This is a genomic window from Bacteroides oleiciplenus YIT 12058, assembly GCF_000315485.1.
Lineage (GTDB): Bacteria > Bacteroidota > Bacteroidia > Bacteroidales > Bacteroidaceae > Bacteroides > Bacteroides oleiciplenus.
Genome location: NZ_JH992945.1, coordinates 290,598 through 301,083 on the forward strand (window position 1 = coordinate 290,598; position 10,486 = coordinate 301,083).

General features: G+C 37.8%; 17 protein-coding genes and 2 pseudogenes. All 19 read right to left on the reverse strand.

The window, feature by feature from the left end:
• Window position 1: 1 nt before the first annotated feature.
• Complete coding sequence (locus HMPREF9447_RS23940) at window positions 2-517, reverse strand: hypothetical protein (protein ID WP_004326731.1); 516 nt, start codon at window positions 515-517, stop codon at window positions 2-4.
• Window positions 514-921: a hypothetical protein gene (locus HMPREF9447_RS23945; RefSeq protein WP_005794352.1), complete on the reverse strand. Its 408-nt coding sequence runs from the start codon at window positions 919-921 to the stop codon at window positions 514-516. Before HMPREF9447_RS23945 ends, HMPREF9447_RS23940 begins: the two co-directional genes overlap by 4 nt.
• Window positions 918-2,183 (reverse strand): RNA-splicing ligase RtcB, encoded by a 1,266-nt coding sequence (locus HMPREF9447_RS23950; protein ID WP_009132276.1) that lies wholly within the window; start codon window positions 2,181-2,183, stop codon window positions 918-920. The genes HMPREF9447_RS23945 and HMPREF9447_RS23950 overlap by 4 nt, the downstream gene beginning before the upstream one ends.
• A 2-nt stretch (window positions 2,184-2,185) precedes the next feature.
• Window positions 2,186-2,395: a hypothetical protein gene (locus tag HMPREF9447_RS23955; RefSeq protein ID WP_005794348.1), complete on the reverse strand. Its 210-nt coding sequence runs from the start codon at window positions 2,393-2,395 to the stop codon at window positions 2,186-2,188.
• On the reverse strand, window positions 2,373-2,645 hold the full coding sequence (locus HMPREF9447_RS29475; RefSeq protein WP_005794346.1) for a hypothetical protein: 273 nt from the start codon (window positions 2,643-2,645) through the stop codon (window positions 2,373-2,375). The genes HMPREF9447_RS23955 and HMPREF9447_RS29475 overlap by 23 nt, the downstream gene beginning before the upstream one ends.
• Window positions 2,645-3,137 (reverse strand): annotated as a pseudogene (locus HMPREF9447_RS23965) (DNA N-6-adenine-methyltransferase). The gene HMPREF9447_RS29475 and the pseudogene HMPREF9447_RS23965 overlap by 1 nt, the downstream one beginning before the upstream one ends.
• Window positions 3,134-3,370 carry a hypothetical protein gene (locus HMPREF9447_RS23970; protein ID WP_005794343.1) on the reverse strand — a complete coding sequence of 79 codons (237 nt, stop codon included), beginning with the start codon at window positions 3,368-3,370 and terminating at the stop codon, window positions 3,134-3,136. Before HMPREF9447_RS23970 ends, HMPREF9447_RS23965 begins: the two are co-directional and overlap by 4 nt.
• Before the next feature lies 1 nt (window position 3,371).
• Window positions 3,372-4,290, reverse strand: a pseudogene (locus tag HMPREF9447_RS23975) (radical SAM protein).
• Window positions 4,290-4,637: a DUF551 domain-containing protein gene (locus HMPREF9447_RS23980; protein ID WP_005794341.1), complete on the reverse strand. Its 348-nt coding sequence runs from the start codon at window positions 4,635-4,637 to the stop codon at window positions 4,290-4,292. Before HMPREF9447_RS23980 ends, HMPREF9447_RS23975 begins: the two are co-directional and overlap by 1 nt.
• Window positions 4,638-4,639: 2 nt before the next feature.
• Complete coding sequence (locus HMPREF9447_RS23985; protein ID WP_227212363.1) at window positions 4,640-5,275, reverse strand: DNA methyltransferase; 636 nt, start codon at window positions 5,273-5,275, stop codon at window positions 4,640-4,642.
• A gap of 271 nt (window positions 5,276-5,546) precedes the next feature.
• The gene (locus tag HMPREF9447_RS23995; RefSeq protein WP_007854413.1) at window positions 5,547-6,356 is read right to left on the reverse strand and encodes a phosphoadenosine phosphosulfate reductase family protein; all 810 of its coding nucleotides are present in this window, start codon (window positions 6,354-6,356) and stop codon (window positions 5,547-5,549) included.
• Between the two features lie 46 nt (window positions 6,357-6,402).
• Window positions 6,403-6,657, reverse strand: a complete 255-nt coding sequence (locus tag HMPREF9447_RS24000; protein ID WP_005794336.1) for a hypothetical protein — start codon at window positions 6,655-6,657, stop codon at window positions 6,403-6,405.
• Entirely contained in the window at window positions 6,614-6,979 is a 366-nt protein-coding gene (locus HMPREF9447_RS24005; protein ID WP_005794334.1) for a hypothetical protein, read from the reverse strand. Before HMPREF9447_RS24005 ends, HMPREF9447_RS24000 begins: the two co-directional genes overlap by 44 nt.
• Before the next feature lie 54 nt (window positions 6,980-7,033).
• Window positions 7,034-7,213 (reverse strand): hypothetical protein, encoded by a 180-nt coding sequence (locus HMPREF9447_RS24010; RefSeq protein WP_005794333.1) that lies wholly within the window; start codon window positions 7,211-7,213, stop codon window positions 7,034-7,036.
• 51 nt (window positions 7,214-7,264) lie between these two features.
• Window positions 7,265-7,849 (reverse strand): hypothetical protein, encoded by a 585-nt coding sequence (locus HMPREF9447_RS24015; RefSeq protein WP_009132278.1) that lies wholly within the window; start codon window positions 7,847-7,849, stop codon window positions 7,265-7,267.
• An 8-nt stretch (window positions 7,850-7,857) separates the two neighbouring features.
• Window positions 7,858-8,568: a TIGR02757 family protein gene (locus tag HMPREF9447_RS24020; protein ID WP_005794329.1), complete on the reverse strand. Its 711-nt coding sequence runs from the start codon at window positions 8,566-8,568 to the stop codon at window positions 7,858-7,860.
• Entirely contained in the window at window positions 8,540-9,208 is a 669-nt protein-coding gene (locus tag HMPREF9447_RS24025; protein WP_005794327.1) for a hypothetical protein, read from the reverse strand. The genes HMPREF9447_RS24020 and HMPREF9447_RS24025 overlap by 29 nt, the downstream gene beginning before the upstream one ends.
• Window positions 9,090-9,509 carry a hypothetical protein gene (locus tag HMPREF9447_RS24030; protein WP_009132280.1) on the reverse strand — a complete coding sequence of 140 codons (420 nt, stop codon included), beginning with the start codon at window positions 9,507-9,509 and terminating at the stop codon, window positions 9,090-9,092. Before HMPREF9447_RS24030 ends, HMPREF9447_RS24025 begins: the two co-directional genes overlap by 119 nt.
• A 5-nt stretch (window positions 9,510-9,514) precedes the next feature.
• Window positions 9,515-10,477, reverse strand: a complete 963-nt coding sequence (locus tag HMPREF9447_RS24035) for a DNA cytosine methyltransferase (RefSeq protein WP_009132281.1) — start codon at window positions 10,475-10,477, stop codon at window positions 9,515-9,517.
• Window positions 10,478-10,486: the final 9 nt, after the last annotated feature.

Sequence of the window (10,486 nt, forward strand, 5' to 3'; positions counted from 1 at the left end):
ATTATTCCTTATTTTTGTAATTATCTCTTCTCATTTGGTGATAGCGATAGTACATGGATAAGTCGAGTTTACGAATGAAATTATCATCCGCTTTCATGTCAGAAACTTTTTGGGCAGGCTTGACTACCTCAAAGAAAATTCTCTTTACCGCATACCTTCCCTTTTCAAGAGAATAACATTGCACTGATCCTTCATAAGCATAAATAAGCCCGGCAAAATCAGGGACTTCATCGGGCTTTATCAAACTTTTTGGTACTATATAATAAAAATAATTGGTACGTTGGCCGGAAGTGACAACATCAAACTTGTTCTTGCCATATTTATCACTTTTCTTTTTATCCTTATGGAAATCACATCTGCTTACTTTTACTTCATATTCATAAGTCAGGCGTGACCGGGTAACTTCCAATAAGTCAGCTTCCCATTTCCCGACAAAAATATTGGGAAAGATGCGGTTTCCTTTTTTATCACGAAAAACATGATCGCAAAAGCCTTGTATAATATCAAGTGTTTTCATTTGATCTTTCCATGTTCCTTATCCAGTTCATACTCAAAAAATCCTTTTGCCTTATCATAAAGTCCGTCCTTTATATCAGAGAAATACATAGCGGCATTAAAGGCTTTCAATGCTGCCACACGAGCTTTCTTCTTATAATAGTCTGCCCGTTTGATCGTATTTTCTTCTTTTCTACGTTCTTGCTGTTCCAAATATCGGTCAACCGCTTCTCGTCCCCAACGGAACATGTCTTCTTTGTCGGCAAAGGTGGCAGATTCTTCACGGATCAGCCTTTTCTCCGAGGAAATGACATAAGCTGATATTCCTTTGTATCTACGAATGGAAACGGCTATGTCGAAACCTTTATAATTTTGCTGTTCAACATAGCCGCCAAGAGTATATGGGAAGTCTGTCTTTTCTATCATACTGCTTTGATATTGATTAGTGGCACAATTGTATCAATAATTTCTACCGTAGGTTCTATAAGCTCTTTTATTTCCTGAACATTTTTGTATGCCATAGGACTTTCATCCAATGTCCCTTCACATACGGAAGTGGAATACACTTTGCTCATTTGGGTTTTGAATGCGTCCATTGATAATCTTTCTTTAGCTTCGGAACGGGAGTATAAGCGTCCTGCACCATGTGGTGCAGAATAGTTCCAGTCTTTGTTTCCCTTACCACGACAAAGAAGAATACCGTCTGCCATATTCATAGGAATCACAACGTAATCATTGGCGTATGCGGCAATAGCCCCTTTACGGATTATCATATCATCAAAGCTGATATAGTTATGGACTGTCTCAACGGATATTGCAGCGTTCCAGCCCAAAGCTCTGATTATACGTTGTATAATCAACTTGCGGTTGAATGCGGCATATCCTTGTGCGATCACCATGTCACATAAATAGTGGAGCATTGCTTCATTTGTGAGATACCCAGAATATTCGGTAAATTTTTCCTTCAAACGTAGTATTTCAGTTTGCATGAATTGTGGCTCAACAGTGGACTTCAAGCGTTGAATTTCATTAGAAAAAGCCTTTTTGTCAAATTTTGCTATTTCTGCATGGAATTTACAGACCTTCACACCAAAGTTGCGCGATCCGGTATGTATTGTAAGAAATATATTATTGGTTGACTCGGCACGCCCCAGTTCTATAAAGTGGTTTCCACCTCCCAATGTACCTAAAGAGTTGTAGAATGCGCCTTCATTTATCCCCACCTTCTTACAAAGTTGTGATACATATTCTTCATTAATAACTGGTTTGGTTAGTTGGTATTTAGAGCAGAACTGATCCATTCTGATAGATAAGAAGGTAAACAAATCTTCCTTTTCTTGTTTGGATAAAGGTTGTTGGTTAATCTCAAATCCCATAGGTATGATGGAACGGATTGCATGATTAATGTCCGGGAAAGAACCTTCTGTTATTGCGTTTTCAATTTCTACACACAACATTCCACAACCAATATCCACTCCGATATGATTGGGGTTGACACGATCTGTAACTGGCATGGTGAATCCAATCACTATATCTACTCCTTGATGGGTATCAGGCATAATACGAACCGGAACACCAGTCGTAACCGGATTGTTCAAAATGTTTTGTATCGTTCCAATAGCTTCATTTTCTATTGTATTTGCAAATATTTTACAATCTTTGCCGAATTTTCCTTGTAATTCAATCATAATCAAATCTTTTCGTTAAGTTTTTCAAGAAGTTCATTCGCACAGTTCTTTGCGTATTCTTCATCTTCATCATGAAAGGACTTGACTGTTATCCAAATCCCTGCAAATTTAACTTGCACTTTGTAATCAGGAAGAAGGTATTTCTCTCTGTTTTCGCTGCGATTATCTTCTACGAAGGTAGTCGTTTTATTAATTCTGTACTGTTTCATCATTATTTATTTCTTTAGAGTGGCAATTTCTATCAAGTATCTCAATGCACTGTTTAATCCCAGTATCAAATCCTTCTTTATAGTCTTTGGTATGCTCACCTAAAACATATATAGTCATTGACAGCCAAAATAGAAGTATGCCAACGGATTTATACCAGCATGGTAAAGATATAGAAAAGGGTTTTAAGGTGATAGAGAAATCACCGATCCACAGAAGACCGGCAATGAGCATGAGTAAATATAAGACTTTCATCATTTATCATTGTTAAGTTCAACATATTTGCCTTGTAAAGAGCAGTTCCTTAAAATTTCGGCATTTTCCCGGCCAAATGCAATAAGAACACTACCGCAACCGGGGCTGTCCCCACGTGTTCCATCGGGACGGAAGAATTTTATTCGATTTCTCAAAAACATCATACCAGTTGCTTTCGTGAAGATGATGTCTTGAAACTTATTGCTGTCACACCGGTTAAAAAGTAGTGCTATACCGTTGCCGTGTTCTGCCAATTTCTCTACAAACTGCCATATAAGCGGTTTGGAGTACGGAGGGTTAAGCCAAATTCGCCCCCCCCCAATTTTGTACAAGACCATTGTCCTGCTTGTTGTACATGATTTTTGCAGTAGGCCAAAGAGGGTGCATGGGAGCACATGGATCAAGGTCAAATTCACCTAATGCTTCAATGATTTCTCGTGGTGTGTACCATTCATCGGAAGCATTTGCAGATCGTTCAAAAGATGTATTCATGTATTACTTACATTTAGGATTTTACGAATTTCTATATGATCACAATTTTCATCAGCCTTTTTCAGAATATAAGCAATCTCTTCTTCCTTACTCATGTTCTGTGGACGTTTCGTTGCTTCTGCTCTCAATTCAGAAATAATTTTATCTACTTCGGGATTAGGAGTTTCATATAATTTTTTAAGTTCAGCGGCTCTACGTTTAATAAGTCGCTCTGTCTTTTTGTTTAATTTCATCTTACAACATTTTAAAGTATTCCTTGCATAAAAATCCTTTTCTTGGTGAAAAGTCTTTGAAGTCGCAACTCATGTATATTTCCTTCCTATCAGCCCAATGTGCCATATCTTTCTGCCACTGTGGAATAATTTGGTGTGGATTGTTCAGATCACGAAAGGGTTGACAATGTGGAAGAAAACGGCGGCTTTTAGATTTCCAGTAGTTGACGCGCGCAAACGATTCTTTAAAGTCCATAAGGATGCAATACAAGAAATATTCCCCTTTATATCCATACTTGTCTATTAAAGCGGAAGCACGTTCAACTTCTGCAATCTGTCCCGGTGTATCGCATCCAAAGCGAATACGTTTAATCCATTTTACTTTTGCAAGTAGCCGAGCGATTTCATCCGTGATTAAACGGGCATCCAGTCCTTGATTAAAATCCACTTTGATACCCAGTTTGATGATTTTCTCTATTTGCTGCAAGCCATAGTTTGAGGCCAGTATATTATTATCCATAAGGATAGCTTTTTTCCGTCCGGCTGTTATTTCCTCAATATCCATATAAGGTGAGATTTTTCCTTCTTTTTTAGGAACAACACACCATTTACACCGATTGGGACACCCACGTGTCAGAAATCCATAGGATAAATTGGAGTCAATATTGTAGATCGAGTAATCAGGTTGAAGACGATCAACCTCAACTGGAAGAACTTTTTCAATATCATATCCGGTACCACCTTTTTCTATTTGGTTAGTATTGATATAATAGTTATAGTCGGGTGTGAAAGTGAAAACTTTAGCTGCATATACTTTATCATATTCACATAGTGGATTATACCATTCCACTTGATCGCCTCTTGCTTTGTGGTAAGCACTGATCTTCATAAGTGCTAAATTGGGGGAAATTGCTATCAACGGCTAAAATTCCAATATTCATTATTCTTCAAATTTAGGTTTTGGCATCCATGCTATCGGTTCCCATGACGGAGGTATGCTGCTCATTGAAGAGTAAATTGGGTTACCTTTGTACGTGTCATAGATATAACCATCCATGCAGAACCATACATTGTTGCTATATGTACCGTTAAAAATCGCACCATGTTTACATAGAATGATGATGTCTTCATTTTCATCCGGTAACCGTTCTTTCACTGATACCCACGGAGGTTGTTTTGTCTGCCATCTGGCTCCTTCTTTGAATCCTATTCTAAAACAAGTTATTTTATCCCAGTCAGGATGTACGCCTCCAATTTCATTTACGGCTTCTTCTAATGTCTGTTTCATATCTATTTATCAAATAAATTAGTTTGAACCAACCTTCCTCTCTCTGTTTTTATCTCCCCAAAACATTCCCGGTGAAAACGTTCTTCTTGTGCTTCAAAGTATTCTTCATCTATTTCAGTTGCATAGAAATCGAATCCAAGTCCATAAGCAGCTATTCTGCTGCTTCCTGAACCTAAATGACTATCAAAAATTTTGTCTCCCTCTTTGGCGTTTTTTCTTAATATTTCAGCATATAATTTCACTGGCTTCTGACAACGATGGATATTTCCACCTCGTTCTCCAATTGTACACCGGTTTAGAGTTATGATCCGAAGAGCCTTGTCAAAACTACTCCATGCCAATTCACCGTCAGACATAGTTAATCCATGTTGTCCTTTATCCCAAACAATCCAACCCATTTTGGGAGGAAGATAGGTAGTAAAGTAGTTACCACCAAAAATTATTTGATTCTTCGATACCCTGAATAGTTCCTCAAAATATTTCTTTCCGGGGGGGGACTTATCCCAATCCTTTCTTTTATATTGTTTAAAGCCTAAATGCTTCGGCATCCCACCTTTGTGCATTATGTCTATGCCATACTGGGGATCGACTATCGCTAAATCAAAGAACTTATCAGGAATCCCCTTCATGTATTCCATACAGTCCATGTTATATACTTCGCTTATCGGCATTATTTATATCCTTTCTATTCTGTTATTATTAATTTCATGTGCATTCTTGAAATCATTTTCTCTTCTTCTTTCAACTTATGATAATAATCTATAGCTTCATCTTTAGTATTGAATGTACCAACACACGAATAATGCCAAGATCCGAAAGGATCTTTGAGGATATACAAGTTGTATGAACCTAAGACCGTTTTCGCCAAATAGTAAGGATCTCGTATCATAATGTTCATTCCATTTTTATTTACTCGCATAGTCCATGAAACAGACTCATGCAGGCATATCCACCTTCCGGCTCGAACATATCAGGGGTATGTTCTTTAACGTACTCCAAAACTTCCTCTACATAAGGATATTGTTTGTTTTTACAGAATCTTTGAGGTATGTATAATGGAGGAAAGAAGGAATGTCCTACGCTTTTCTCTGCTTGAATTAGGCGTTGGCACATTTTAGGATCATTTTTGGCTATGAGTTCGATTTCTTTGTGCCGACACATGATACACGGGAAACATCCAACACGTGAGAATCCACGATAATACAATGGATTCGGTTTCTGCCCTGCATCCAGTATGCAATCTATAACTTGCTGTGCACTCCATTTGAAGATAGGTCTTAGAACAGAAGCGTCATATTGGGAACACCATTCTTTGACATCCTTACTTCGGTAGTTTTCAGTTCTTCCTTTCTTATTAGGTTGAAAATACGATTTGAAGTACATACATTCCTCTTCCATTGCCGCACGTGCTGTACTTTCTCCGGCTCTGATACCTTGTATGATAATGCAGCTTTCTTTCAAAGAAAGTACATAATCAATCATTGGCTTCATTTTTAGTTCACTGGTACAAAATCGTGCATTCGTGGAAGGAAATCTTTTCTTATGAGCTGCCAAAGACACAAAATCATATTTTGATTTGAGAGTTATAAGTCTTACACCCATTTGCAGACAAACATCATTCACATGTTTATATGTGTCAGGGTGTTCCCAACCGGTGTCACAAAACACAGCGGTTAAATTCCCCCCCCCCCATATTGTTTGAAGGCTTGGATTAAACATGCTTGTGAATCCTTACCACCTGAAAAACTTACTAATATTTTCATTTTTATGCCATTTCAATTTTTACATATTCATTTTTATTAATCCCGGCACTACCTTTGGGAGAATACACTAATCGGCCTCCATTATCCAATATCTTTTGTACATCTTTCATAGCTTGGTATGCTTGGGTATAGTCTTTGTATTCTTGGTGGCCTATTGGATATTTGCAATATCTTCTACCACCGTCAGGCATGATGCTGATACCGAATACTGTTTCATAAGTTTTTCGGTTGAAATTCTGTTGAGTCCTTACTTTCATTTTTTTTGATACATTTTCCCAGTTTAAGTATAAATACACATTCGTTATCCGGTGCTCCCCAATTGGTGTTACCAACTCCGATGGTTATAGATTCAAGTTCAAAAAGCATTGTCCGTTTGGTGTAGCCAAAACGGAAGCGAACATGAGTGTATTCTTTGGGGTGAAAGCCGTTTCCACGTGTAATACAAGAAAAACAAATAGCTTTCTTACAATAGAAACCAGTCTTTTCATAGGAATTGCGACCTCCACATTTTGCTAATCTTCCGATCCAGTATTTCTTGATCTCTCTGTATTCTTCTTTCTTATTTCCGGATTCGATCATTTCATACCATTTTGCTTTTAATGGCAGGTCAAGGATTTTCATATTAACCATAGTCTAAAAGAGTTGCGGATTCTGTTTGTCGTGAAGGATTTTTTGAACACGTTCAATTTCTTCATCTACTTCACGCTCAATTTGTTTACTTATTCGTAAATCTATCTGTCTCTTATTTTTTAAATATTCTTTTTGGCAACGGCGCATTTCCACCACTTTGTCGAAAAAATCTTTTGGAGTCATAGATTTAAAAGGTATGGAAAAGGCCGCTTTGATGCGGCCTCCCCAGTGTGATTACTTTTTTCCAATCAGAAAGTCTTTCCACAATTCTTTGAATTGTTCTCCAAAGTAAATTGCGATTTCACTTGATTTTACAGCAAGGCGAGAGCCGACATACGCAACCGAGAGCGGCCAAGCGTTATACGAGTGCGCAGAAGCGAGGCCGCAAGCCGCACCGTGAGTCGCATGACCGCCCCAAAGAACCAGCCGATTACGATCCTCTTCGTCCATTTCATCAATTTCTTTTTGATTATAAAGATAAAACCACGGCGTATAACGGTATTCATCTTTAGTAAATCGTGGAAAATCAGGATCGTTGTTTAACGCACGGGCAATAGTGTATAGTTTGATGTAGGCGAGGTGTGCAATATCAGCCACTTCTTCTTTGTGTCCGTCTTCATCTTCAACAAGTAGGCGAACAATGGGTTTTACACCTATTGCTTCACAAGCATCTTCGTAGGTTTTAATATTGTGATAATCTGTATAATCCGGCTTTTGCTTTCCGAATAGGGCTGTTAGAATACTAATTGCTTTAGGACAGTCGTTTGCTTCACTAAAAGCGGCTGTTACCTTTTCTTGTGTGATTTTAAGTTCTGACATAATGTAAATTATTTATTGTTAATACTATATCCGAATAATGCAAAATCTCCCCGGCACGGATCATCCGGGAAAATTGTTTTCATGTAATTGGTTACTTGTTGAACCATTTTCCAGTCCTCTGTTTTGCGTGTTGTTATCCCAAGCTGATGTGCCATTTTTGCAACATGCGCATCCAATGGTATGTATAATTCTGTTGGATGAATAATAGTCCAAATACCTAAATCCACCGGCGATTTTCGTACTACCCACCGTAGAAACAGACAAATACGCTTGCATGGAGAATCACGCTCCAATTTTGGAATACCTTTTACGCCACCAAAATCTGTTTGTATTTCACGGATAACATTGTTGTAACCCTCATAAAATACTTCCAAATCATCCCATTCCTGATATATGTTGTACAACCGCTGGCAAATGCAGAAGAAGTCATGGTAGGTGAACATACGGTAGAAGGTATTTGTATTTTCTTTGTATTGTTCCCATACTTTGTTCATAATGAAGTCATAAGGAGAATTACCCATTAGATTATCCAAAATTTCTGCTTGCTGCATTATCAGTTTGCGATTCCCGAAAGCTATCCATGAAGTAAGAAAGGCACTGATTTCTATGTCCTTTTTATCACTGTACTTATGTGGGAAGAATATAGGATCATCTTTTATAAAATCAGGTGTTTCAAATTGTTTTGCCCAGTCAAGTAGTTTGTTTCTTAGTTCTTCCATAATATTCTTCTTTCCATTTTTTGAAAGCGGCTTCTTTATCATTTGATTTCATCCTTTGTATGAATGATTGATGGGATTCCAATAATTCTTTGGCCTCTTCATCTCCATTTTCCGATCTTTCAGTTAGATGTTTGATATATTCTCCGTAGAACATTCCAGTGCTGTTATTATTTTGTTCATGGGCTTCATTAATTGAAAGAGAAGAAACAATTTCATCACGCTGTACATCGTATTCATTTAACCAGCCGAGAATGATATTACCGTCCAGTCTATCGTAAATCTTACCGGAAGCCATAGCATTACGGAAACACAATTTGATTTCCTCCAATTTGAGATAATAGAATCTGTCTATTATTAGATCAGCGGTAAGTGCCACTTGAACATCATTCATCGTTTTTCCAACATTGAAAAAAGACACAAGCTCGTTAATCGCAATTACCAGTATGGCTCTTGCGCCAGCCAATGTGATTTCTTTTCTTATAACGGAGAGTGGTAGGTTAGGAGTGTTGAGAACAGCTTCTTTAATCGAACTTACGTGCAATCCCTTGTAATACTCCGCTTGCAAGGTCAGCAAGTCTTTCAACGCTTTCTTTTCGGTTGCCGGGAGATTGCTGTTGACTTGAATTAAGTTGTTTCCCATACTTGTTAAAATCATTATTAGACCATCTGACTAAACGTTTGGAAACTTCAAATGTACGTTCCTTCTCAAAGCGCATTTTCCGGCCTCCGCATTCAGTCCAATACTCAAAAAAGTCCTTCAACATATCATCAGGATATTTTCCTCTATACATGAGGACTTCACTTCTGAATTTGTCTTTCCTTGCAGAAAGAGAATCCTTATTCATATTCATCTTATGGCCTAATCCGGCCATGAATGCTTGTTCCAATGTTGCATCGGGATGATCCCGACACCATTGGGCTGCTAATTCTTCTGATTTCATTTGATTTATAATTTAGATAACCAATATTTCCATACTCGTGAGGCTACTTGTGCCATCATAACGGGTGGTACACTCATTCCACAGATATAATGTGGGGATTGGTTGAGGAAATGATAATCTTGTGGAAATGTGGATATATTACATACTTCTGACCGTGATAAATATATAGGCTGTTTAAAAGGAATAATTGAGTCTGCATGAGTTGTTAGGGTGTAGCTTACTTTGTTCTCATATAGATATTGTTGATTAAAAAAGCCTCGTTTTCCAGTTTGTTTCTTATAGGCCTCTGCCAAAGCAATATCTCCTGCCACTCTCTGCTCAAATAACTTTCTCATTTTTACGCCAATAGGCTTTCCCTTGTAATCCGCATATTCCCCATAATATATTTCCGATTCATTAAATTCCATGTCGATGTATGGCTCAACATTGAAGAGGTCTGAAACTTTTAGGAAATGGGCTCCCAAATCATGTCTGATACATATAAAGAATACACGTTCTCTTTTTTGAGGTACTCCCATTTTAGAAGCATCAAGAAGAAAATGCTGACAGTAATAACCAGCTTCCTCAAAGCCTTTGTATATACGTCTGACATAATCAATCGCATTCCCTAAAAGAAGTCCTTTTACATTTTCAGCAATAACGACTTTAGGTTTTAAGCGTTTGGCAAGTGCAATAAAATCAAAAAAGAGCGTGTCTAAAACTTGTGTCTTTTGACCTTCCTTGAATTTCTTTTCTTTACCCCACGCATCTTCACGTAATCCCGACATGCTAAATGTACTGCAAGGTGGTGATCCGTCCAATATATCTAAATTGTACAGTTCTTCGGGAAGATTATTCCTTTTCACTAAATCACGAATATCTTCCAAATAACTATACTGGGGATGATGGTTTGTTTCATAGCATTTCATCATTCGTGGATCAATCTCATTACAGCCAATAACATCGTAACCTGCTATTTTGTAACCCATAGTAGAGCC

What these genes read in the sequence shown, in the direction of transcription:
- HMPREF9447_RS23955 (WP_005794348.1), bottom strand. Translation starts at nt 2,395, where the DNA reads ATGATGAAACAGTACAGAATTAATAAAACGACTACCTTCGTAGAAGAT.
- HMPREF9447_RS23940 (WP_004326731.1), bottom strand. Translation starts at nt 517, where the DNA reads ATGAAAACACTTGATATTATACAAGGCTTTTGCGATCATGTTTTTCGT.
- HMPREF9447_RS23950 (WP_009132276.1), bottom strand. Translation starts at nt 2,183, where the DNA reads ATGATTGAATTACAAGGAAAATTCGGCAAAGATTGTAAAATATTTGCA.
- HMPREF9447_RS24035 (WP_009132281.1), bottom strand. Translation starts at nt 10,477, where the DNA reads ATGGGTTACAAAATAGCAGGTTACGATGTTATTGGCTGTAATGAGATT.
- HMPREF9447_RS29475 (WP_005794346.1), bottom strand. Translation starts at nt 2,645, where the DNA reads ATGAAAGTCTTATATTTACTCATGCTCATTGCCGGTCTTCTGTGGATC.
- HMPREF9447_RS23985 (WP_227212363.1), bottom strand. Translation starts at nt 5,275, where the DNA reads ATGGAATACATGAAGGGGATTCCTGATAAGTTCTTTGATTTAGCGATA.
- HMPREF9447_RS24005 (WP_005794334.1), bottom strand. Translation starts at nt 6,979, where the DNA reads ATGATCGAATCCGGAAATAAGAAAGAAGAATACAGAGAGATCAAGAAA.
- HMPREF9447_RS23945 (WP_005794352.1), bottom strand. Translation starts at nt 921, where the DNA reads ATGATAGAAAAGACAGACTTCCCATATACTCTTGGCGGCTATGTTGAA.
- HMPREF9447_RS24030 (WP_009132280.1), bottom strand. Translation starts at nt 9,509, where the DNA reads ATGAAATCAGAAGAATTAGCAGCCCAATGGTGTCGGGATCATCCCGAT.
- HMPREF9447_RS24020 (WP_005794329.1), bottom strand. Translation starts at nt 8,568, where the DNA reads ATGGAAGAACTAAGAAACAAACTACTTGACTGGGCAAAACAATTTGAA.
- HMPREF9447_RS24025 (WP_005794327.1), bottom strand. Translation starts at nt 9,208, where the DNA reads ATGGGAAACAACTTAATTCAAGTCAACAGCAATCTCCCGGCAACCGAA.
- HMPREF9447_RS23995 (WP_007854413.1), bottom strand. Translation starts at nt 6,356, where the DNA reads ATGTTTAATCCAAGCCTTCAAACAATATGGGGGGGGGGGAATTTAACC.
- HMPREF9447_RS23980 (WP_005794341.1), bottom strand. Translation starts at nt 4,637, where the DNA reads ATGAAACAGACATTAGAAGAAGCCGTAAATGAAATTGGAGGCGTACAT.
- HMPREF9447_RS24015 (WP_009132278.1), bottom strand. Translation starts at nt 7,849, where the DNA reads ATGTCAGAACTTAAAATCACACAAGAAAAGGTAACAGCCGCTTTTAGT.
- HMPREF9447_RS24000 (WP_005794336.1), bottom strand. Translation starts at nt 6,657, where the DNA reads ATGAAAGTAAGGACTCAACAGAATTTCAACCGAAAAACTTATGAAACA.
- HMPREF9447_RS24010 (WP_005794333.1), bottom strand. Translation starts at nt 7,213, where the DNA reads ATGACTCCAAAAGATTTTTTCGACAAAGTGGTGGAAATGCGCCGTTGC.
- HMPREF9447_RS23970 (WP_005794343.1), bottom strand. Translation starts at nt 3,370, where the DNA reads ATGAAATTAAACAAAAAGACAGAGCGACTTATTAAACGTAGAGCCGCT.